Source organism: Natrinema altunense (assembly GCF_000731985.1).
GTDB classification, from domain to species: Archaea; Halobacteriota; Halobacteria; order Halobacteriales; family Natrialbaceae; genus Natrinema; species Natrinema altunense.
Map to the genome: position 1 here is coordinate 125,178 of NZ_JNCS01000009.1, position 19,316 is coordinate 144,493.

The window sequence follows — 19,316 nt, forward strand, 5'->3', positions numbered from 1 at the left end:
CTTACTCTTTGAGTGCGCCCGCAGTCAGCCCGCTAACGATCTTTTCCTGCGCGATCACCACGAGAATCGCGACGGGGATGACCCCGAGGATGCTCGCGGCCGCCATGAGATTGTACAGGACTTCGTACTGCCCTTGATACGCGAGAATCCCGTCGAGAATGGGCGCCCAGTTTTCCGGCTGGCCGTCCGTCATCAGGAACGAGAAGAAGAACTCGTTGTAGACGGCGATGAAGGTCAACACGCCGGCCGTCGCGACGCCCGGTGCCGACAGCGGGATGATGACCCGGAACAACGCACCGAGCCGAGTCGTCCCCTCGACCCGAGCCGCGTCCTCGAGGCCGTCCGGGATCTGTCCGTAGAACGTCGTGAGGATAAAGATCGCGAGCGGCATGAAGATCGCCGACAGCGGGGTCACGAGGGCGAACGGCGTGTTGTAGAGCGTCCCGTCGCCGGTGACCGGCTCGAGGAACACGAACGAGGTGTTGAAGAGGTCGTTCAGCGGGATGAAGAACGCGGCCGGCGGGAAGAAGGAAATAACCAGCACGAGCAGCATGAGCGGGGTCCGGCCGGGGAACTCGAGGCGACCGAAGGCGTAGCCGGCGAGGCTGGCGATGACGAGGACGACGACCGTCGAGGCGAGCGCGATCACGAAGCTGTTGAACATGTAGACGTGGAAGGGGATGACCTCGAAGACCTCGACGAACGCGCCCGGATTGAAGCCGTTCGGCGTAAAGACGATGTCCTGAAGCTGTCCTTCCGGCGTCAGTGCGACCATGAGCAGCCAGTAGAACGGGAACAGCGTCGTCACGAGGAAGAAGATCGCTGCGACGTAGAACATCGCCCGGTACACCCGCTCGGGATGGGAGATGGAGTTCGCCACCCACCGCTGGAACGGGCCACGGTCGAGTTCGGCGTCGCGGTCGTCCTCGAGGACCGTCGTCCCGCCGTCGGGTCGGCGGAGGGTCGGGTCTCGCGGCGGGCCGCCGCCAGCGTCGTCGATACCTCCAGTGTCGTTCGGATCGGTGGACTCCGTTGAATCGGACATCAGTACATCCCTCCTTCGGTGTCACGGAAGAGGAGCACGTAGCCGCCGATGATCAGGCCGATCGCGAGTGCCGTGGCGAAGGCCACGGCGGCGGCCGTCGCGTAGATGCGAGTCCCGCCGAACATCGCTTCGACGACGAGACAACTCAGCGAGGGAACGGTCGTACAGCCGGCAGTCGACTCGATCAGTCCGAAGACGCGCATCGCGTCCATGGTTCGGAACAGCATCGCGACCAGCAGGGCCGGCATCACGAGCGGCAGCGTGATCATCTTGAATCGCTGCCACGGCGAGGCCCCGGCCACGCGGGCGACGTCGTAGAGGCTTCGATCGACGCTCTGGAGTCCCGCGAGGATCAGCAGGGCCATGAACGCCGACGACTTCCAGATGTCGGCGACGAGGATGATGATGAACGCGTCCCGGCTGTTGGCCAGCGGCGTCCCGCTGAAGACCCCGATGCTCTGCATGAGATCGGAGCCGAACCCGACCGTCGGCTGGAACAGCAGGAAGAAGATCATCCCCTGAATGACGATCGGCACCGCCCACGGGAGGATGATCGCCACGCGGACCCAGCGACGCCCCGTGAACTCCTGGTCGAGCACGTAAGCCTGGCCGAACCCGATCACCGTCTCGAAGATGACGCTGATGACCGCGAAGGCGAGCGTGACGAACAGCGCCTGCTGGAAGAACGGGGTTCCGAGTTCGATAAACGGAAACGACGAGGTCAGTCCGACGTCGAGGAACTGCCGGGCCAGTCGCGCGTTCCCGGTGAGGATGTCGACGTAGTTTTCGATGCCGACGAACCCCCCGAGGGGGTCGAGTCCTCGCGTTTGGTTGGCGCGAAGCGACATGACGAACGTTCGGAGCATCGGATAGAACGCGATCAGCGTCAGCAACGCGAACGCCGGCAGCAACAGCAGGTACGCGTATGCCGCCTCGCTCAGCCCTTCCATCCAGTTGACGACGGGGTTACCGGTCCGTTCACGGTCTCGTTCCCGTCCGGACTCGCCGCCGATCAACCCGTCCGTATCAGTTGCCATTCGTCTCCACCTCGGCTTCGCTCTGCTCGAGTTCTGCCGCGAGGTCGCTCATCGCGACCTCGGGGGATCGCTCGCCGCGATACGCCGCGTTGACCGGTTGGTAGATCAGTGCGGACTGTTCCGGCCAGAGGTCGGTCGCCGGTCGCGGGACCGCGTTCTCGCTGGCCCGCTGGACCACGTCGCCGTAGCGAGCGACGGGCCCGACCTCGTCCGGACTGGCCTCCGCGACCAGGTCGAGGTTCGGCGGTAAGTAGCCCCCGAGTTCGAAGACCGTGAGCATGACCTCCTCGGTGGCGAAGGCCTCGAGGACCTGCAGTGCTTGCTCCTGTCGCTCGGAAAACGGGCTCACGGCGAGGTTCCAACCGCCCAGTGCCGCAATGGTGCCACCGGTGCCGTCGTACTTGGCTTCCTGCCGAGAGACCGCGTACGGTCGCGTCGTGACCCCGAGGTTTTCGCCGAAGACGTCTTCCGTACCCGTCTCCGCGATCGCGTACGACCAGTTGCGGTTCGAGACGGCTGCGCCGTTGGCGAACGGGTTGAGTGACTGCTGTTCGGTCCATTGGACGATCGCCGACGGACAGATCTGGGCGTAGCCGTCCATGGTGTGTTGCTCCTCGCCCTCGATGAACGAGCGCATCATCCGGATCGCGTCGATGCAGCGCTCCTCGTCGACGGTGATCGGCCGATCGCCCGCGGTGAAGAGGTTGTCGACCCCGCCGAAGTATGCCCCACCCCAGGACGTCATCACTTCGTTGAACGTACAGCAGGACAACCCCTCGTAGGCGGCCGCCTGCGTCGTGAACCCGTAGTTGAGGCCGGCCTGATCACGTGCATCGTGGACCGCCGCCGAGAACTCCTCCCAGGACGGCGGTTCCGACGGCCAGTTGTTGGTGTCGTAGCCGGCGTTTTCGATCAGGTCCTCACGGTACAGCGTGAACCCCAGGTCCGGAAAGAACGGCAGCCCGTGGAGGTCTCCGGACTGCGGATCGCGCGCCGTCCTGAGGATCGCATCGAGGTACTGATCATTGACCCGCTCGAGGACATCGTTCGAGAGCTCTGCGGTCAGGTTTACCGTCTGGTTCCGGAGAATGAAAGGAACCGTCCAGCCGCTGTCCATCATGTGGATGTCGGGCGGAGCCCGACCCGCCTCGAGCGCCGACTGAGCCGTCTGCATCCGCGATGCGGAGTCGCTGACGACGGTCTGGATCTCGACCCGGATGTCTTCGTCGAGGCCGGCGTCCCAGAGTGCCTGCTGAACCGAAGGCTCGTCGCCGTCGCTGTGTATGATCCCCGCGACACCCGAGTCGGCAGTCATCACCACGGTATTCGGGCTGCGACCCCGACCGAGACAGCCGGTGACGGCGACCGCTCCCACCGTCGATGCCGATGCGGCCGTCAGGAACGACCGCCGTCTCAGACGGGCGCGGTCATACTGTCCGGTGGTATCGCGTCCCATGCGAGACAACGGACTACGTTCACCATCTTAATTATTGGCTATAAATATCGTAATAAAATCTGAGTGTTCGGATTTCGTTTCGATTACGGATTCCATCCGTCGAGCGCCGGCGGCACGGACGGCGGCCCGTTACCGGCCGGACCTGCCTCGAGAGCGCTAATTACCGATTGGCCGACAGCGGTCGGCAGATGCCGGCCGACGGCCTACGTGGCTGCTCGCCGTACGGAACGCGGCAAATTCAGTACCCCGGTTCGGCGTGCCCGGCCGGATCGGCGCGGCGAAGTCGGCTCCCGGCACGGTCGGTTCCAGTGGCGGGATCAGCGATCCTCGAGCGTCGGCGGTTCGTCCCGGCCGATGTGGATCTCGTGGGCTTCGATATCCTCGAGTGCGGCGACGCGGCCACCGACGGAAACGTCGCCGTCGTCGGTTTCGATCGTGAGGCTGGCGACCTCTTCGCTGACCTCGAAGGAAATGTCGCGGACGCGACCGCGGACGATCCGCTGGCCGCCGACCTCGACGTCCCGGCCCTCGACGGTCGCGTAGAACTCGCCGCCCTCCTCGATGAGGTCCTTTACACACCGGCGGATCGAGGCGTACTTCCGGGGGTACGTTCGATCGGTTCCGTCCTCGCCCAGCACCCGCTCGGCGGTCGTCCAGAGGACCGTCCCGAAGAACCCGGAGATGAGGAAGCCGAGCGCTGAACGGTTGAAGATAACGCCGTATCGATCCTGATCGTCGCGCAGGGCGTCCTGGGTGGCATAGACCGAGTAGTTGCCGTCGGCGACGGCGACGACCGGCGTCGTGATCCCCCGCCGAGCACGGGCGGTCGACGCGACCGCGCCGTATTCGAACTCCGAGGGATCGGGCGCTTCGCTCGCGGGCGTCACGATGAGGTCGACGCTCACGCCGGCCTCGACCGCCGTGCGCAACTCCGCCTCGAACCGCGTCAACAGGTCCGGCGTCAGCGACAGGGAGAGTTCGTACTCCGCGGCGTCGATGACCTCCTCGAGATAGCGCAGGATCGTCGATCGCGATTTCACGAGGGAGACGGCCTCCGTATCGCGGGCCGGCGCGGTGTAGCGGGCCTCGAGTTCCGAAATCATCTGCTCGAAGGAGGTCTGGACGTCGTCGAAGGCCTCCCCGGGATCGATCGCGACGACCTTCATCGGGCGGGACTCCCGCAGTTCGACCAGTCCGCGATCACTGAGGCTGCGGACGGTATCGTAGACGCGAGGCTGGGGAATCTCCGTTCGGTCCGCGATCTCGCTCGCCGTGAGCTGACCCTGCTCGAGGACGGTGAGGTAGGCGTCGATCTCGTACTCGCCGAGGTTAAAGCGGTCCCCGACGCGCTCGACGGTCGAGCGAAGTTCGTCTGGTGCCATACCGGTCGCTACGACCCCGACCGCTAAATGATTTATTATACTTCGAGTAGCACGCGTTTTCGAAATCGGGTTGTCCGGGTTTCGGTCCCCGAAGCTGACGGTCAGAACGCTTAACCACAACGGGCCTGAGCCTCTTGGTATGCGCGAGGTCCTCCAGAGAGATGCGAGTTCGGTAGTCGAGGCGGCTCAGGCTGTGCTGCCGAGCGGGACGCCCGAACTCGCGGTCGAAATCGCGCTGGCCCTCTTCGTCCTCGCTGTCGGCTGGTACCTCTCGAAACTCGCCGTTCGGGTCGCCGGTCGCACGGTCGCTCGCAGAATCGAACGACCGAGCGTCACGCGGACCGTGCTCCGTGGCGTCAGACTCGCCGTGTTGCTCTGGGCGATCGGCGTCGCGGCCGGCATCCTCGGCGTCGGCGACACGCAGATCCTCCTCTCGGTGACCGTCATCTCGGCCGTGATCGCGATCGTGCTCGCGCCGCTGGTCGGGAGTCTGATCAACGGCCTCTACATCCTCGCGGATCGCCCCTACGAGATCGGCGACATGATCGAAGTCACCGACGCCGGCCACCGCGGATTCGTCGAGGACATCACGATCCGCTACACGAAGATCTTCACGCTCCAGAATACCTTCATCGTCATCCCCAACTCCGAAATCCACGCGCGCGACGTCGTCAACTTCTCCGCGGAGGACGAACGGACGCGAATCTCCATCGGGTTCGATATCACCTACGACAGCGATCTCGAGGCGGCGCGACAGGCCGCGGAACGAGCAGCCAGGAGCGTCGACGAAGTGATCTCCGGCGGCCCCGACATCCGGATCGGCAGCGCCCGCTACGCCGCCGCTCCCTCCTGTTACATCGCCGAGTACGGGGATCACGGGATCGCCCTCGAGCTGTTCTTCTGGATGAACCACCCCTACAAGCAGACCGTCGTCCGATCGGCGGTTCAGGACGCTATCAACGAGCGCTTCGCCGACATCGATGCGGAGTTCGCCTACCCGCGTCGTCACCACGTCTTCGACGGAAGCAGCGGCGTCGCCCGCGTGTCCGTCGACGACTCCGGCTTCGAGCGACCGCGCACGAACCCGTCCCGGTCACCGGGACCGGCGGGCGAGCGCCCTGCGGACCCGACGGATCAGTGACGGCGGCCGGCGTTTCCGCTCGCTCGGTATCGTGGGGGTGATTTATGCTGTCCCCGGTTCAATGCGCAGTCAGTCGACAGATGTACGACGATATTCTCATCCCGACGGACGGAAGCGATACCGTTCCCGAGACACTCGCTCACGGACTGCCGCTCGCCGCGGACAACGATGCGACGGTCCACTCGCTGTACGTCGTCGATAGCCGCGTCACCGCCGCGGCCGACGACGAGACCGGTGCCGACCTCGAGCGCTCGCTCGAGGACGAGGGACGGGACGCGGTCGCCGATGTCGAGGAACGGGCGGCAGCGGCGGGTCTCGAGACCGTCGGCGAAGTTCGCCACGGGACGCCCGCGAAGACGATCCTCGAGTACGCCGACGAGGCGGGGATCGACCTGATCGTGATCGGGACGCGCGGCAAAAGCCCACGAGAAAAGGTAACGTCGTTAGGGAGCGTCTCGGAGCGCGTCGTCGACAACGCCTCGGTTCCGGTGTTCGTCGTTCGAAACGCCGGTGCCGACGAGTGAGCGGCCAGTTTTCGACTGCGGTCACGCGCGTGCGCTATCGACCGTGATGACTTCGCAGTCGAGGTGGGCTCGGAGATAGCGGTCGATGTCCGGGTTATCCGTCAGGCGTTGGAAGAGCCGTCGCAGCCGACTCGCCTGTTTGGTCCCGATGACGACGGCGTCGGCACCCTCCGCCCCGACCTCGTCGAGAATGCTCTCCTCGACGAGGAAGCCGGTACGGACGACGTACCGCGCGTTCTCGAGCCGTCCGAAGGTCCGCTCGACGGCGCTTTTCAGATCCATTCGCGTTGTTTTCTTCCCGTTCTGGTACAGGTCGACGTGGAGTATCGTCAGCGCCGCGTCGCGCTCGCGAGCGATCTCGATCGCCTGCTCGAGCGTTCGCCGCGAGTGTTTCGACAGCGGATACCGAACGGGAACCACGACCAGCGACATTAGGCATCCGAACGCCTTCCGAGCGGGTAAACCTTTCAGTACGGACTATCAGGGATGAGTACCTGTCTCATGCGGTGGTATATAACACGGATTGGATTCCGGATTCGGCGAACCGCTCGCGGCGGCGAATTCGACCCGGAAAGACAGTCATTTACCGGGTGCAAGCCTACGAGCGGGCATGCAAAGCAGGTCGACCGACGACGGCGACACCGTCTACGTTTCGGAGACGGATGGCGACAGGGGATCGAAAGGAGCGTTCCTCGTCGCCTACGAATCGCCAGACACGAACCATCGGTATGGGTGGTTCTGTACGAACTGCGAGAGCCTCGACAACGCGATGGATTCGATGGGTCGAATCAAATGCAACCGGTGTGGGAACTTCCGCAAGCCTACCGAGTGGGACGCCGCCCACGAGTGATCGACTCTGACTGCCGCGCCGCTCGAGTCCTCGTTCGACCGCCTTTGCGGCCGTGGACCCCGTAGAACGGCCGGTAAATATCTATTACTGACCGCACGTCGGCTCCGCGCCGACACGGGCGAATCCTCCTTTCGAGGCGGGGACTCGCTTCGACGAGTCCCACCCGCTCCTCTTGTCACGCACTAACATTTATGGTGGATGGCGACATAGACGGTAGTGAATGGGTCCTGTTAACATGCGACTCGTCGAGCAGGCCAGGTCGATCTTCGCTGAACTGGGCTACACCGTCGAAGGCAACGGCCCCGAGTTCCGCGCCGAACGAGCATGGAAAGTCGTTCACGTAAACGCCGTCCTCGAGACGGGACAGCTCCCGTCGCCCGCGTCGGGGCAGTTTCACTGTTTCGTCGCCGAACCCGAGGACGCCGACGATCTCGAGGCGCGACTCGAGCGGACGAATCCGAACTACGAGTGGGCGATTATCGTCGTCGACGGGGAAGACTATCAGGTCGAACGAGCGCCGCCAGGACCGCGAGTAACAGCGTAAAAACCGCCGACAGCGTCCGGCCACCTTATTCTTCGAGCGCGTTGCGCGTCGCAGTGACACCTGCGCCCGGATCGACGGCCGCGCCCATCGATTCCAAGACGTCGCCCAGCGCCGTCACGACGTAGATCACGTTCTCCGGGCGCGCGGAGTGACCCATACAGCCGATCCGGAATATCTCGCCGGCGAGATCGCCCAGCCCACCGGCGATCTCGAGGTCGTACTGCTCGAGCAGGGCGTTACAGACCGCGCCGTCGTCGATCCCGTCGGGAACGCGGACGGCGTTGAGACTCGGCAGCCAGTACTCGTCGGGGGCGTTCATCTCGAGCCCCATCGCCTCGACGCCGGCTTTCAGTGCGCCGGCCAGGCGTTCGTGGCGGGCCCAGCGCTGCTCGATGCCTTCCTCGGCGACCAGCCGCAGGGCCTCCCGGATCGCGTAGACGTTCGTAATCGGCGCGGTGTGGTGGTAGGCTCGTTCGTCGCCCCAGTACCCCTCGAGCAGTGAGAGATCGAGGTACCACGAGCGAGGGTCCTCGTCGCGCGAGAGGACCTTCTCCATGGCCTCGTCCGAGAGAGTCAGCGGGCTCGCGCCCGGCGGACAGGAGAGACACTTCTGCGGGCCCGAGTACGCCACGTCGATCTCCCACTCGTCGACTCGCAACTCGACCCCGCCCAGCGAGGTGACGCTGTCGGCGATCACGAGGGCGTCGTGGTCGTGGGCCGCGGCGGTCAGTTCCGTCACGTCGGGCTGGAGGACACCCGTACTCGTCTCGGCGTGGACGAACCCGAAGACGTCGGGGTCGTGTTCGGCCAGCGCGTCCGCGACGTCGTCGGACTCGAGCGGCTCGCCCCACGGCGCGTCGACTGCGACGACCTCGCCACCCGCTCGCCGAGCCATCGATGCCATCCGGCCGCTGAAGTAGCCGTTCGTCGGCACGAGCATGGTGTCGCCGGGCTCGACGACGTTGCCGATCGCGGCCTCCATCGCCGCGGAGCCGGTCCCCGAGACCGGAATGGTCCACTGATTGTCCGTCCGGAACGTGTACCGGAGTAGTTCCTGAACCTCGTCCATGATCTCGACGAAAGAGGGGTCGAGGTGGCCGACCAGCGGCGTACTCATCGCCCGAAGGACGCGCGGGTGCACGTCGCTCGGTCCGGGTCCCATCAGGGTCCGATCCGGTGGTGTGAGTTCGCCGACGGATGGCGCGCGAGCCGCCTCGTTCGCCGCGTCCTGAGACATGGGCGTGTGCTCGCCGGCCACTCGCAAAGGCCTACCGGCACCGGCGAATTACAGGCCACGATCGGCCGACCGGACCACCATGCGCTCGGTATCGCCCGTCAGCGACAGTCCTTCCCCACGAGTCGTTTCGTGGCTCCTGCTACCAGTTATCGTTGCTGCGAGCCGCTTAAGGCTTCACGACACATAACGGAACTATCGTGTTTATCGGTCACGGACTCCTCGCGTTTGCCGTCGCCGCGTGCGTCGCCGACTGGCGGGGCTGGGAGCCTCGACGAGCCCTCCTCGTCGGTGCCGTCGCCGGCGCGTTCGCGACGATTCCGGACATCGATGTCGTCTACGCGCTCGTCGGCCTCCTCGAGTGGCAGGTGTCCGACGGTGCCCTCGGGGCGTCGACGGCCTTCTGGGACGCGAGCCGCGACGTCCACCGGTCCGTGACCCACTCGCTGGTGGTCGGTGCGATCGCCGCACCGGCGTTCGGACTACTCGCCGCCCGCAGCAGTTCCGCTCGCGCTCGCATCGCCCGGGGCGCTGCGATCGCCCTTCTCGTGGGACTCGTCGTCATCGCCGTCCTCCGAGACGGGCCGATCGCGGCGCTCGTCATGTGCCTGTTCGCAGCGAGTGGTCTCCTCGTCGCCCGCGGCGTCGCTCGAGCGTCGACGCTCTCGCCGGCGACGGTCGTCCTCGCTGCCCTCTGGGGGCTCTGGTCACACCCGTGGGGCGACCTCCTCACCGGCTCGCCGCCCGACTGGCTGTTCCCGTTCGGAGCACCCGTTCTCGAGTCGCGTCTCGTCCTCCACTCGGACCCGACGCTCAATCTGCTCGGCGCGTTCGGGATCGAACTCGCGACGATCTGGCTCGCGCTCGCGGTCGGCTGCCGACTTACCGACCGTTCGCTCCTCGCAGCCGTCGATCGGCGGGCGGGGGTCGGCGTCGCCTACGGCGTGGCCGCGCTCGCGGTAACGCCGCCGACCCTCGACGTGTCCTATCACTTCGTCTTCTCGATACTCGGGGTCGGCCTCCTCTGTGGCGTCGTTCGGGAACCCACCTCGCTGACGCTGCCCCGCTCGCGCGCTCGCCGGCTCCCGTCGTCCGACGGACTGCTCGAGATCGCACTCACCGCGCTGACCGCCGTGACCGTCGCCCTCGGCGCGTACGTCGTCGTCTATGTGGTTGCGGTGCCGTCGTAAGGTGGTCTCGGCGGCCCGGGACTCCGTACGCTTTTGTGAGGGCAGTCAGTACGGGCTACTGTGTCTCGGACCCCCCTCGCGAACCTGATCGCTGACGACCGCTCCAACGCGGTGGTCGCGTGGCTGTTGGTCGTTGCGATCGCACTCATCGGCCTCGGTGAGTTCGTGACGGGTGGCGTCCTTTGGACGACGTTCGCGGTGATACTCGTCGTGTTGGCGTTGTTGCCGCCGCTTGCCGTTCGGTCCCCGGTCGCAATGCTCCCCTGGGAAGTGCTCTTGCTCGCGGCGCTGCCCGTGCTCGGGATGGTTCTCGAGGCGGACCGGCTGACGGGGAACTTCGCGTCGTACCTCTCGGTCGCGGCGATCGCACTCGTCATCGCCGTCGAACTGCAGGCGTTTACCACCGTGCGGATGACACCGGGCTTCGCCGTCATCTTCGTCGCCGTGACGACGATGGCCGCTGCCGCCCTGTGGGCGCTCTTTCGGTGGAGCGTTTCCGGACTGCTCGGCGTGCCGTTCCCGAGCGACCACGACGCCGTGATGTGGGAGTTCGTCTATTCCGCGGCCACCGGGCTCGGTGCCGGCATCGTTTTCGAACTGTATTTCAGGCGACTCGGTCGCCTCGAGCAGTACGGGACCGGCGAGGAAGCGTCCCCGGGGGAGGGCACCGATGCGTAACATCTCCGGGTTGTTGCCGTCCCAGGAGCAACAGCGGCGACTGACCTATTTCATGGAGATCGGGTTGATCGGCATGCTGTTCGTCGGGATCGAACGCGGCAACGGCGGCATCGTCCTGAACACGGCCGTCGCACTCGCCGTCACCCAACTCCCGCCGCTCCTCGAGCGCGACTACGAGATCCCGATGGACCCGCGACTCACGCTCTGGATCACCACTGCGGTCTTCCTCCACGCTTTCGGGACCGTCGGACTCCCGGGTGCTACCAAAACGCTCTACAGTCAAGTCTGGTGGTGGGACCACATGACCCACGCGCTCTCGGCGTCGCTCGTCGCCGGCGCGGGATACGCGACCGTCCGTGCGCTCCACGAGCACGCCGACGGCATCCACTTCCCACAGCGGTTCGTCGCGGTGTTCATCCTGCTTTTCGTCCTCGCGTTCGGCGTCCTCTGGGAAATCCTCGAGTTCGCCATCGCGCTGTCGGCGCAAGCACTGGGGATCAGAGCCGTGCTCACACAGTACGGTCTCGCCGATACGATGCTCGACTTCGTGTTCAACTCGATCGGCGGTCTGATCGTCGCCCTGTGGGGCGGTGCCTACCTCGCGGACGTCACCGGCGCGATCCGCGATCGACTCGACGCGCGGGACGACTGAATCGGACAGTATCGACGCCGACGATGTCGGGTCACACCTGAACGGACGCCGTGTTTTACGTTACTACGCAGCGTACCCGCACAGGCCATGGTCTTCAAGAAGATAACGCTCATCGGCACCAGTCCGGAAAGTTTCGACGCCGCGGCCGACGACGCCATCGACCGCGCGGAAGCGACCCTGCAGAACGTGCAGTGGATCGAGGTCGACGAACTCGGCGTCGAAGTCGCCAGCGCGGACGATCGGGAGTACCAGGCCGAAGTCACCGTCGCGTTCGAACTCGAGGAGTAGTCGACCGATGCGGCGGCTTTCGCCGGCCGCTCTCGAGCGCTCCTTTTCGTCGAGCCGATCGATCGTTCCTGTCCGTCAGCCGTCGGTCGCGACCCAGGCCGGCAGAAAGCAGGGCGGTACGGAATCGGCTGTGAACGGCTTCGGTTACGTTCGGAACGATTCGCCGCAGCCGCATTCGCTGACGACGTTTGGATTGTCCACGTGGAACCCTTCGGCCTGCAACCCGTCCTCGTAGTCGAGGACGCTCCCCTCGATGTACTTCAGACTCGCCGGATCGACGAACACGCGCAGGTCGTGGTGCTCGTAGATCGTGTCGTCCTCGTCCGGCGCGTCGTCGAACCGCATGCCGTAGGAGAGACCGGCACAGCCACCCTGTTGGACGAATAGCCGAAGGCCGGCTTCCGTCACGTCGAGGTCCTCGCCCTCGAGGAGGGACAGCGCCTGTTCGGCCGCGTCTTCGGTCACTTCGATCGTCGGGCGCGTGTCCGCCTCCCCGCCGTCCATACTGTCCGTGCTCATACCACTCCATTCCGGCGCAACGATGTTAACTGTGACGCCGTTCTCGGACTCCTGAACTAGCCGAATCCGGTTACGCACGGCCTCGATCGACCGATCGCGACTCGGCTACCAGTTCGCACGCCGGAGCGATCGATAGCACGTCCCGAACTGTCGCTCGTCGTTGCGCGAGAGTTCGATGTCGTGTTCCGCCAGCAACTCGAGCATCCGCTCCGGGTCGCAATCGTACCACATCGAGAGGAGCCGCACGTTCCGCTGTGCGTAGTCGTAGTTGCGCTCGAGGACGCGCCCGTCCATCGGATCGACACGCGGTTCCATCTCGGTCCCTACTCCGGCCTCCAGCTACGTAAAACCGGTCCGCAATTCCGTCTGCTGAAACCGTCCTCCTCCCGTTTCCAATGGCTATTCGTCGTCGTCCGTCCCGTCCTCGAGTCGACTCCGGACGCTCTCGGCGTGGGCCTCGAGTCCTTCGGCCGTCGCGAGCGTGGTGATCGTCTCGCCCATGTCGGCGAGGCCCGTCTCGGAGAGTCGCTGGACCGTCGTCGACCGCAGGAACGTCTCGACCGCGAGCCCGCCGGTCACGCGCGCGCCGCCGTTGGTCGGCAGGACGTGGTTGGTACCGCTGGCGTAGTCACCCGCCGCGACGGGGGTGTTCGGACCGAGAAAGACGCTACCGGCGCTGTCGATGCGCTCGAGGAGCGATTCGTCGTCCTCGGCGATGATCGAGAGGTGCTCGGGCGCGTACTCCTCGGCGAAGAGGATCGCTTCGCTCATCGATCGCGCACGGAGGACACCGCTCGCATCGTTTTCGAGCGCCTCTCGAATCACGGTCTCTCGTTCGCGCGCGTCGGCCTGCTCGTCGACGGCTGCGGCCACCGCGTCGGCGGTCTCGGCGTCGTCGGTGACGGCCACGACCGAGGCGTTGGGATCGTGCTCGGCCTGTGCGACGAGTTCCGCGGCGACGAGTTCCGGGTCCGCGCTCCCGTCGGCCACGACGACCACTTCGCTCGGTCCGGCGAGGAAGTCGATCTCGACGTCACCCCGTACCTCGGCCTTGGCCGCGGTCACCCACTTGTTTCCGGGCCCGACGACCTTCTGGACGCGGGTGATCGTTTCCGTCCCGTAGGCCATTCCTGCGATCGCCTGCGCGCCGCCGACGCAGTAGACCGCGTCCGCGCCCGCCGCGTGGATCGCCGCCAACGTCACCGGGTTCAGTTCGTCCGCCGGCGGCGTAACCACGGACACGTGATCGACGCCGGCGACGACCGCCGGCACGATACCCATGATCGCACTCGAGGGGTAGGCCGCCGAGCCGCCGGGGACGTAGACGCCGACGCGCTCTATCGGTCGAAAGCGCCGGCCCAGCGTGCGCCCCTCGCTGAACTCCCGCCGCCAATCCTCGGGACGTTGTGCCTCGTGGAACTCGCGGACGTTCGCCGCGGCCCGCTCGATCGCGTCCCGCATCCCGTCGTCGATCTCGTCGTACGCGCGCTCGCAGTCGTCGGTGATCTCGAGGTTGCCGACCTCGACGTCGTCGAACTCGCTGGTGTACTCACGGACGGCGACGTCTCCCTCCGTGCGAACGCGTTCGACGATCTCCCGAACGTCTCCCCTGACCGACTCGATACCAGCGTCGCGATCGAAGAATGCCGCACGGTCGTCCGGCCCGAGATCGGCGACCGTCTGCACGTCGATTGTCATACCGCAGCGTTCGTGGAGCGGTCGAAAAACGGTTTCCTTCCGCTCACGTCTCGGCGTCCTCGACCGTCCAGATCCCGACGGCGTCGAGCGTCGCCCTGACGAAGAGGTAGACGAGGAGTCCGAACCCGACGACGGCAAGCGGTGCCTGCAGCAATTCGGCGACCGCCGCACCGAGAACGAGTCGACTGATACCGCGCACGAAGAAACTCACGATCACGAGCCCGAACGCGACGAGCGCGAGTTTGACGAATCCCGACCGGTCCATGTGCTCCCCTACGCACACGGTCGCTAAATGACATCGGTTCCGTTCCGTCCGACCGCCGGCCACCTCACCGCACGTCGGCGCTCGCCGCGCGGCCGATCGCGTAGACGGCCACCGACCCGAAGACCAAGGCGAGTCCCAACAGGACGGCCAGCGCAGGGACGAGCGTGTTCCACATCCCGTCGAACTGCGTGATCTCGATGACCGTCATGGTGTCCTCGCCGAGCATCACCGCACGGGCGGCATCCACGCCGTACGTAATCGGATTGAACGTCGCGACCGTCCGAATCCACCCCGGCAGCGCCGGCAGCGGGAGGAACGCACTCGAGACGAACAGCAAGGGCAACTGGAGCAGGTTCGCCCCGATGATCGTCGATTCTTCGTCACGGGTCAACACCGCGAGGACGTTCGAGAACGCGGTAAACCAGACCGAGAACAGGACGCAAATACCGACGATCGCGACCGCGCCGACCACCCCGGTCGCGATCTCGGCACCGAGCAACACGCCCAGGACGAGCACGATCGTGACCTGAACGACGATGCGGACGATCTCGGCCAGCGTCTTGCCCAGGAAGACGGCGCTGCGGTTCATCGGACTCACCAGCGTCTTCTCGAACATGCCGTTCTCGATGTCGTTGACCAGCCCGATTCCCGACGTCGCGGCCGCCACCAGCGCGACCTGAATCACGATCGCCGGCACGAGGTACGTCTCGTAACTGATCCCCTCAAGCGCGCTCGTCGCGACGCCACCGAACACCTGCGTGAACAGGACGAGGAAGATGATCGGCTGGACGAGCGAGACGACCAGCACGAACGGGTTCCGGACCGACTTGATCGTCCAGCGGACGAACGTGACCCACACGTCGCTCGCGAAGCTCCCGCCGTGGCGGTCGACGTGCGGTGCGCTCATCGGTCCACCCCACTTCCCGTCCGCTCGTCGGTCCCGCTCGTCGATCGGCCGCTCGAGTCACGGCCGCCGGCACCGACCGGCCCGGAGCGGACACCGTCCGTCGGCTCCCGTTCGGTTTCAGTTCCCGACGCGTTCCCGTCCGGTTCTCCGGTCACCGCGAGGAAGACGTCGTCGAGCGTCGGTGCCCGAACGTCGAACCCCACGACGCCGATTCCGGCGTCGCGAAGGGCGACCAGCAAATCCGTTCCGCGCGCCCGCGCGTCACGCGCGGTCACCGTCACCCCGGACTCACTGGGCTCGATCACCGCACCGTCCGCGAACAGCCCCTCCTCGCGTGCGATCGAGACCGCCCGATCGCTCTCGTCGGCGTCCGCCAGTTCGACGGCGAGGATCTCGCCGCCGACCCGCCGTTTCAGTTCGTCCGGGGTCCCTTCCGCGACGACGGCTCCGTTCTGGATGACCGACAGCCGATCGCACAGCTGGTCGGCCTCCTCGAGATACTGCGTCGTCAGAAAGACGGTCGTTCCCTCGTCGTTGATCCGCCGGAAGTACGCCCAGAGGCGGTTTCGCGCCGCCGGGTCAAGCCCGGTCGTCGGCTCATCGAGGAAGACGAGCGGCGGTCGGTGGACGAGCGCCGTCGCCGCGTCGAGGCGCTTTTTCATCCCGCCGGAGAAGTCGTCGGCGACCTTGTCCGCGACGTCGGTTAGCTCGACGAGCTCGAGCAGTTCGGCGATTCGGTCGTCCCGTCGGGAGCGTGCCACACCGTAGGCATCACAGGCGAAGCGGAGGTTCTCGCGGGCCGTCAGCTCCGGATCGACGCTCGTCTCCTGGGCCATGTATCCGACCGTCGCCCGCACGCTCCGCGGGTCCGCGACGGCGTCGCACCCGTTTACCGTCACCGACCCGTCGGTCGGCCGCAACAGCGTCACCAGCGTTTTGATCATGGTCGTCTTGCCCGCGCCGTTGGGTCCGAGAAACCCGAAGAACTCCCCGCGCTCTACGAGGAGGTCGACGCCGCGAACTGCTCGCGTTCCGTCCGCGTACGTCACCGCCACGTCGCGGGCCTCGATAGCGTAGTCGGTCACGGTCGTGCTACGACGACCACGGGGAAATACGTGTGAGTCGAATTGTACGTCGTCGCTCGGTCCGTTGACTGCTCGACCGGCGGCCACGACGAGCCGACCGGAACCGCTCGACGGTCGCCAATGTTACGCTGCCCGTACTCCACTGTGTCCTCGAGTCGGCCCTTCGCCGACGACATTTTCAGTTCGCTCTCGAGAACGACCTGCCGGCACACGTTCAGCGCCGACAAGCGCTGCATAACTATTCCGCGTCCACCGTACCACCGTCGTATGTGGCCGTGGGAACACGCGATCGTCGCCTATCTCTCGTACTCGCTCCTCTGTCATCTCGTCGTCCGCGATTCCCCTGGCGGACTCGACGCCTTCGCCGTCGTCGTCGCGTCGGTTCTTCCGGACCTGATCGACAAGCCCCTCGCGTGGACGTACGGCGTCTTCGACGTCGGCTACGGCCTCGGCCACTCGATCTTCTTCGCAGTGCCGGTGGCGATCGTCGCCGGCACGGTCGCACGGGCGGCCGATCGTCCGCTGGTCGGCCTCGCGTTCGGACTCGGCTACCTGTCACATCCCTTCGCCGATATCGTGGATTCGGTCTTCCGACAGGATACCTTTCTCATCGAGATCACCCTCTGGCCCATCGCACCGGCAGAGGGCCGGCCGCCCGGACCCGACGTCCTCGACGTGTTCGTCACGCTGGCCGGCCGCTACGCGAATACCGTCCTCGCCGGCGATCTCTCGACGTACCTCTGGATACAGGTCGGGCTCGCCGTGCTCACGGCGCTCGTCTGGCTTCTCGATGGCGCTCCCGTCCTCCGGGAGTGTCTCCGAGCGACCGGCCGAGCGATCGCGACGCTTCTCGGGCGGGACACCGCCTCGAGTCGGACCGATCCGGAGCAACGATAGGCCTGGCTCCGCTCCATCGATACTCAGCCGCAGTAACAGTGCCCGTCCGGGCAGTTAGCCATCTCCTGCTCACCGATGTCGACGCCGAGCGCAGCGAGCGAGCCGCGGACTCGCTGGCTCGTGTCCGTGTCCGGACGGATGGTTCCGGCGACCGCTCCCGTCGGTGACGCTCCCGCGTCGACGGTCGCCGCGACCGCTCGCTCGGCGTGGTCGATCACCGCAACGTGGTTTGCCGTCTGCACCGGGACGTATAGCTTTTCCCGAGCGGGGCCCCACGCGCCCGCGATCGACCGCCCGCCGACGTCGAGGTCGCCCTCGACCGTCCCGGTCTCGCAGTCGATCACCGTCACGCTTTCCCCGTCCGGGGTGAAGAGGTACGCTATCTCTCCATCGGGGCCGATCTCGCTCGTAATCGGGGCCGCCGGCAAGCCGTCGTCGCGCGTGATGCGCTCGCGTTCGACTGGCGTCGTCGGGTCCGAAATGTCCCAGATGCTTTCCGACCCCTCACGCGGGATCGCCGGATCGGTTCCGAGCTCGCCCTCGCCGTTCTCGACGAGCAGGGTTTCTCCCTCGAACGAGGCCATTCCCATGAACGGCAGGACCTTCGCGTCTCCGACGGGGTCACCGACATCGACTCGCTCGACGATTTCGAACGGATCGACGGAGAAGACCGCCACCGTTTCGTTCGCGATCTCCGGGACGAAAGCGTACTTTCCGTCGGGCCCGAGGGTCGCGTCGCAGGGGCCCGTGTACTCGGTCTCGACCTTGCCGGTCACCTCTCCGAACTCGTCGCTCCCGCGATCGGCATCGATCCGGACGATCGCGTGCGTCTCCTGCTCGTCCGGTTCGGGATCGAGCGTCGTCGTCCCGCCCGAAGCGACTATGAGGTGTTTTTCGTCCGGCGTCAGGTTCGGATAGTTCGGTTCATATCCCGTCTCGACGCGTTCGATCCCCTCGAGCGTATGTTGATCGACCGCACGAACGCCCCCGTTGACGTTGAGCCAGAGCCCGTCGTACGCCGAGTCGAGACTCGTTCCGTACTGGTTGGCGGGAAACGATGCCGTCGTATCGATGAAGGCGTTCTCGAGGCGTTCATCCGCCTCGGCATCGATGACGCTCACCGTTCGATCGCCGTTGTTAAACACGAACACCGTCGGCACGCCTTCGGTACTCCCCTGAGAGAGACAGTCCGTTGCGGAGACCATTGCACCCACGGCCGCGGACGACTCGAGTAGTCGCCGCCGACCGACGCCGTTGGCAAACGGGTCCGTCGGACCTAGACTCGAGTCCGTATCACGGTCGCGTCCATCGTTCGTTGCTCTCCCGTCCATACCGTTCGTCCGACGGCCAGTGTCAAAAGTGACCGTGCACTAATAGCGAGTGCGAGCCATCCACCGATCACCGCCGGGGACGCGTCGGTTTTGCCCTCGATCGGCGCGTTCGGCCCGACGAGCGCGGATCTCCCGTCCATCGGTCGGCCCTAGTCTTCCGGGAGTGACTATCCCTCTCCCGTGAATGCCCAACACAGAGCAATGAGCGTCCGAGACGACGGCCTTATGTGTTCGCCCGGCGTTCGACACTAATGCGAACGACGTGGCGCACGCCGTCACGTTCCCTCCGGCCGTGACCCGGCACGGAGGTAGGCATCATATCCGCCCTCGCGACGCCAGCGGACCACTCCGTTGCCGTCCATCTCGAGGCACTCGGACTCACCGCGACTGACGCCGATCGACGGCGTCACGATACGACGCCCTTATACGATAGGGGATCGTCGGTCGGAGCACGCGGAAGTCCTCGCCGGATGCGGTTTCCGGCGGGGACGTGATCCGATGCCCTTATATGTACGAGGCCAGTTGGATATGAACGCGAACGAAGACGTGATCGGCGGGGCGTTCAACTCGCTCCGTCATCTCGGATGGATCGG

22 protein-coding genes are annotated in these 19,316 nt (G+C 65.7%); 9 read left to right on the plus strand and 13 right to left on the minus strand.

The genetic code is table 11. The features are described 5' to 3' along the window. Position 1 precedes the first annotated feature (1 nt). The 4 genes from ALTAJ2_RS14945 to trmB form a co-directional block, all read right to left on the minus strand. Positions 2-1,045 carry a carbohydrate ABC transporter permease gene (locus ALTAJ2_RS14945; protein WP_007108642.1) on the minus strand — a complete coding sequence of 348 codons (1,044 nt, stop codon included), beginning with the start codon at positions 1,043-1,045 and terminating at the stop codon, positions 2-4. Beyond that, positions 1,045-2,082 carry a carbohydrate ABC transporter permease gene (locus tag ALTAJ2_RS14950; RefSeq protein ID WP_007108643.1) on the minus strand — a complete coding sequence of 346 codons (1,038 nt, stop codon included), beginning with the start codon at positions 2,080-2,082 and terminating at the stop codon, positions 1,045-1,047. The genes ALTAJ2_RS14945 and ALTAJ2_RS14950 overlap by 1 nt, the downstream gene beginning before the upstream one ends. Then, on the minus strand, positions 2,072-3,538 hold the full coding sequence (locus ALTAJ2_RS14955; RefSeq protein ID WP_007108644.1) for an extracellular solute-binding protein: 1,467 nt from the start codon (positions 3,536-3,538) through the stop codon (positions 2,072-2,074). Before ALTAJ2_RS14955 ends, ALTAJ2_RS14950 begins: the two co-directional genes overlap by 11 nt. Before the next feature lie 317 nt (positions 3,539-3,855). Beyond that, entirely contained in the window at positions 3,856-4,920 is a 1,065-nt protein-coding gene (trmB, locus tag ALTAJ2_RS14960) for an HTH-type sugar sensing transcriptional regulator TrmB (RefSeq protein WP_007108645.1), read from the minus strand. A 139-nt stretch (positions 4,921-5,059) separates the two neighbouring features. On the opposite strand from trmB, the gene ALTAJ2_RS14965 reads away from it, so the two are divergent. Both ALTAJ2_RS14965 and ALTAJ2_RS14970 read left to right on the plus strand, forming a co-directional pair. Further along, positions 5,060-6,061 carry a mechanosensitive ion channel family protein gene (locus ALTAJ2_RS14965; RefSeq protein WP_049900013.1) on the plus strand — a complete coding sequence of 334 codons (1,002 nt, stop codon included), beginning with the start codon at positions 5,060-5,062 and terminating at the stop codon, positions 6,059-6,061. A gap of 80 nt (positions 6,062-6,141) precedes the next feature. After that, entirely contained in the window at positions 6,142-6,585 is a 444-nt protein-coding gene (locus ALTAJ2_RS14970) for a universal stress protein (RefSeq protein WP_007108647.1), read from the plus strand. Positions 6,586-6,606: 21 nt separating this feature from the next. On the opposite strand, the gene ALTAJ2_RS14975 is transcribed toward ALTAJ2_RS14970, so the two are convergent. Next, positions 6,607-7,017, minus strand: a complete 411-nt coding sequence (locus ALTAJ2_RS14975) for a universal stress protein (RefSeq protein WP_007108648.1) — start codon at positions 7,015-7,017, stop codon at positions 6,607-6,609. A gap of 178 nt (positions 7,018-7,195) precedes the next feature. Between ALTAJ2_RS14975 and ALTAJ2_RS14980 the strand changes: the two genes are divergently transcribed. Continuing rightward, on the plus strand, positions 7,196-7,435 hold the full coding sequence (locus tag ALTAJ2_RS14980; protein WP_007108649.1) for a DUF5816 domain-containing protein: 240 nt from the start codon (positions 7,196-7,198) through the stop codon (positions 7,433-7,435). A 235-nt stretch (positions 7,436-7,670) separates the two neighbouring features. Further along, a complete protein-coding gene (locus ALTAJ2_RS14985) occupies positions 7,671-7,979 on the plus strand; it encodes a DUF7116 family protein (RefSeq protein ID WP_007108650.1) in 309 nt (102 codons plus the stop codon). 25 nt (positions 7,980-8,004) lie between these two features. Here the strand turns inward: ALTAJ2_RS14985 and ALTAJ2_RS14990 are convergent, their stop codons facing one another. Then, positions 8,005-9,216, minus strand: a complete 1,212-nt coding sequence (locus ALTAJ2_RS14990) for a pyridoxal-phosphate-dependent aminotransferase family protein (RefSeq protein WP_007108651.1) — start codon at positions 9,214-9,216, stop codon at positions 8,005-8,007. Positions 9,217-9,413: 197 nt separating this feature from the next. Between ALTAJ2_RS14990 and ALTAJ2_RS14995 the strand changes: the two genes are divergently transcribed. The 4 genes from ALTAJ2_RS14995 (at position 9,414) to ALTAJ2_RS15010 (ending at position 12,021) form a co-directional block, all read left to right on the plus strand. Further along, positions 9,414-10,403, plus strand: coding sequence for a metal-dependent hydrolase (locus ALTAJ2_RS14995; protein ID WP_050031478.1), 990 nt, complete (start codon positions 9,414-9,416; stop codon positions 10,401-10,403). 60 nt (positions 10,404-10,463) lie between these two features. Next, positions 10,464-11,081 (plus strand): hypothetical protein, encoded by a 618-nt coding sequence (locus tag ALTAJ2_RS15000; RefSeq protein ID WP_007108653.1) that lies wholly within the window; start codon positions 10,464-10,466, stop codon positions 11,079-11,081. Then, complete coding sequence (locus tag ALTAJ2_RS15005; RefSeq protein WP_007108654.1) at positions 11,074-11,733, plus strand: hypothetical protein; 660 nt, start codon at positions 11,074-11,076, stop codon at positions 11,731-11,733. The genes ALTAJ2_RS15000 and ALTAJ2_RS15005 overlap by 8 nt, the downstream gene beginning before the upstream one ends. Before the next feature lie 87 nt (positions 11,734-11,820). Then, a complete protein-coding gene (locus ALTAJ2_RS15010) occupies positions 11,821-12,021 on the plus strand; it encodes a dodecin (protein ID WP_006180927.1) in 201 nt (66 codons plus the stop codon). 144 nt (positions 12,022-12,165) lie between these two features. On the opposite strand, the gene ALTAJ2_RS15015 is transcribed toward ALTAJ2_RS15010, so the two are convergent. From ALTAJ2_RS15015 to ALTAJ2_RS15040, 6 genes are all read right to left on the minus strand, one after another. Then, positions 12,166-12,540 (minus strand): HesB/IscA family protein, encoded by a 375-nt coding sequence (locus ALTAJ2_RS15015; protein WP_006184153.1) that lies wholly within the window; start codon positions 12,538-12,540, stop codon positions 12,166-12,168. A 105-nt stretch (positions 12,541-12,645) separates the two neighbouring features. Continuing rightward, positions 12,646-12,855: a hypothetical protein gene (locus tag ALTAJ2_RS15020; protein ID WP_007108655.1), complete on the minus strand. Its 210-nt coding sequence runs from the start codon at positions 12,853-12,855 to the stop codon at positions 12,646-12,648. An 84-nt stretch (positions 12,856-12,939) separates the two neighbouring features. Continuing rightward, positions 12,940-14,238: a histidinol dehydrogenase gene (gene hisD / locus ALTAJ2_RS15025; protein WP_007108656.1), complete on the minus strand. Its 1,299-nt coding sequence runs from the start codon at positions 14,236-14,238 to the stop codon at positions 12,940-12,942. A gap of 43 nt (positions 14,239-14,281) precedes the next feature. Further along, a complete protein-coding gene (locus ALTAJ2_RS15030; protein WP_007108657.1) occupies positions 14,282-14,503 on the minus strand; it encodes a hypothetical protein in 222 nt (73 codons plus the stop codon). A 64-nt stretch (positions 14,504-14,567) separates the two neighbouring features. Then, positions 14,568-15,410, minus strand: coding sequence for an ABC transporter permease (locus ALTAJ2_RS15035; RefSeq protein WP_007108658.1), 843 nt, complete (start codon positions 15,408-15,410; stop codon positions 14,568-14,570). Continuing rightward, entirely contained in the window at positions 15,407-16,495 is a 1,089-nt protein-coding gene (locus ALTAJ2_RS15040; protein WP_007108659.1) for an ABC transporter ATP-binding protein, read from the minus strand. Before ALTAJ2_RS15040 ends, ALTAJ2_RS15035 begins: the two co-directional genes overlap by 4 nt. A 267-nt stretch (positions 16,496-16,762) precedes the next feature. Between ALTAJ2_RS15040 and ALTAJ2_RS15050 the strand changes: the two genes are divergently transcribed. Further along, positions 16,763-17,392, plus strand: coding sequence for a metal-dependent hydrolase (locus ALTAJ2_RS15050; RefSeq protein ID WP_007108661.1), 630 nt, complete (start codon positions 16,763-16,765; stop codon positions 17,390-17,392). Between the two features lie 23 nt (positions 17,393-17,415). Here the strand turns inward: ALTAJ2_RS15050 and ALTAJ2_RS15055 are convergent, their stop codons facing one another. After that, the gene (locus tag ALTAJ2_RS15055; RefSeq protein WP_007108662.1) at positions 17,416-18,597 is read right to left on the minus strand and encodes a beta-propeller fold lactonase family protein; all 1,182 of its coding nucleotides are present in this window, start codon (positions 18,595-18,597) and stop codon (positions 17,416-17,418) included. Positions 18,598-19,316 lie beyond the last annotated feature (719 nt).

Bases quoted from the DNA above. Each gene is read 5' to 3' on its own strand.
- ALTAJ2_RS15035 (WP_007108658.1), bottom strand. From the start codon at position 15,410: ATGAGCGCACCGCACGTCGACCGCCACGGCGGGAGCTTCGCGAGCGAC.
- ALTAJ2_RS14950 (WP_007108643.1), bottom strand. From the start codon at position 2,082: ATGGCAACTGATACGGACGGGTTGATCGGCGGCGAGTCCGGACGGGAA.
- ALTAJ2_RS15020 (WP_007108655.1), bottom strand. From the start codon at position 12,855: ATGGAACCGCGTGTCGATCCGATGGACGGGCGCGTCCTCGAGCGCAAC.
- ALTAJ2_RS14975 (WP_007108648.1), bottom strand. From the start codon at position 7,017: ATGTCGCTGGTCGTGGTTCCCGTTCGGTATCCGCTGTCGAAACACTCG.
- ALTAJ2_RS14965 (WP_049900013.1), top strand. From the start codon at position 5,060: ATGCGCGAGGTCCTCCAGAGAGATGCGAGTTCGGTAGTCGAGGCGGCT.
- ALTAJ2_RS14980 (WP_007108649.1), top strand. From the start codon at position 7,196: ATGCAAAGCAGGTCGACCGACGACGGCGACACCGTCTACGTTTCGGAG.
- ALTAJ2_RS15010 (WP_006180927.1), top strand. From the start codon at position 11,821: ATGGTCTTCAAGAAGATAACGCTCATCGGCACCAGTCCGGAAAGTTTC.
- ALTAJ2_RS14945 (WP_007108642.1), bottom strand. From the start codon at position 1,045: ATGTCCGATTCAACGGAGTCCACCGATCCGAACGACACTGGAGGTATC.
- trmB (WP_007108645.1), bottom strand. From the start codon at position 4,920: ATGGCACCAGACGAACTTCGCTCGACCGTCGAGCGCGTCGGGGACCGC.
- ALTAJ2_RS15055 (WP_007108662.1), bottom strand. From the start codon at position 18,597: ATGGTCTCCGCAACGGACTGTCTCTCTCAGGGGAGTACCGAAGGCGTG.
- ALTAJ2_RS14955 (WP_007108644.1), bottom strand. From the start codon at position 3,538: ATGGGACGCGATACCACCGGACAGTATGACCGCGCCCGTCTGAGACGG.
- ALTAJ2_RS14990 (WP_007108651.1), bottom strand. From the start codon at position 9,216: ATGTCTCAGGACGCGGCGAACGAGGCGGCTCGCGCGCCATCCGTCGGC.
- ALTAJ2_RS15005 (WP_007108654.1), top strand. From the start codon at position 11,074: ATGCGTAACATCTCCGGGTTGTTGCCGTCCCAGGAGCAACAGCGGCGA.
- hisD (WP_007108656.1), bottom strand. From the start codon at position 14,238: ATGACAATCGACGTGCAGACGGTCGCCGATCTCGGGCCGGACGACCGT.
- ALTAJ2_RS15030 (WP_007108657.1), bottom strand. From the start codon at position 14,503: ATGGACCGGTCGGGATTCGTCAAACTCGCGCTCGTCGCGTTCGGGCTC.
- ALTAJ2_RS15015 (WP_006184153.1), bottom strand. From the start codon at position 12,540: ATGAGCACGGACAGTATGGACGGCGGGGAGGCGGACACGCGCCCGACG.
- ALTAJ2_RS14985 (WP_007108650.1), top strand. From the start codon at position 7,671: ATGCGACTCGTCGAGCAGGCCAGGTCGATCTTCGCTGAACTGGGCTAC.
- ALTAJ2_RS15050 (WP_007108661.1), top strand. From the start codon at position 16,763: ATGTGGCCGTGGGAACACGCGATCGTCGCCTATCTCTCGTACTCGCTC.
- ALTAJ2_RS14970 (WP_007108647.1), top strand. From the start codon at position 6,142: ATGTACGACGATATTCTCATCCCGACGGACGGAAGCGATACCGTTCCC.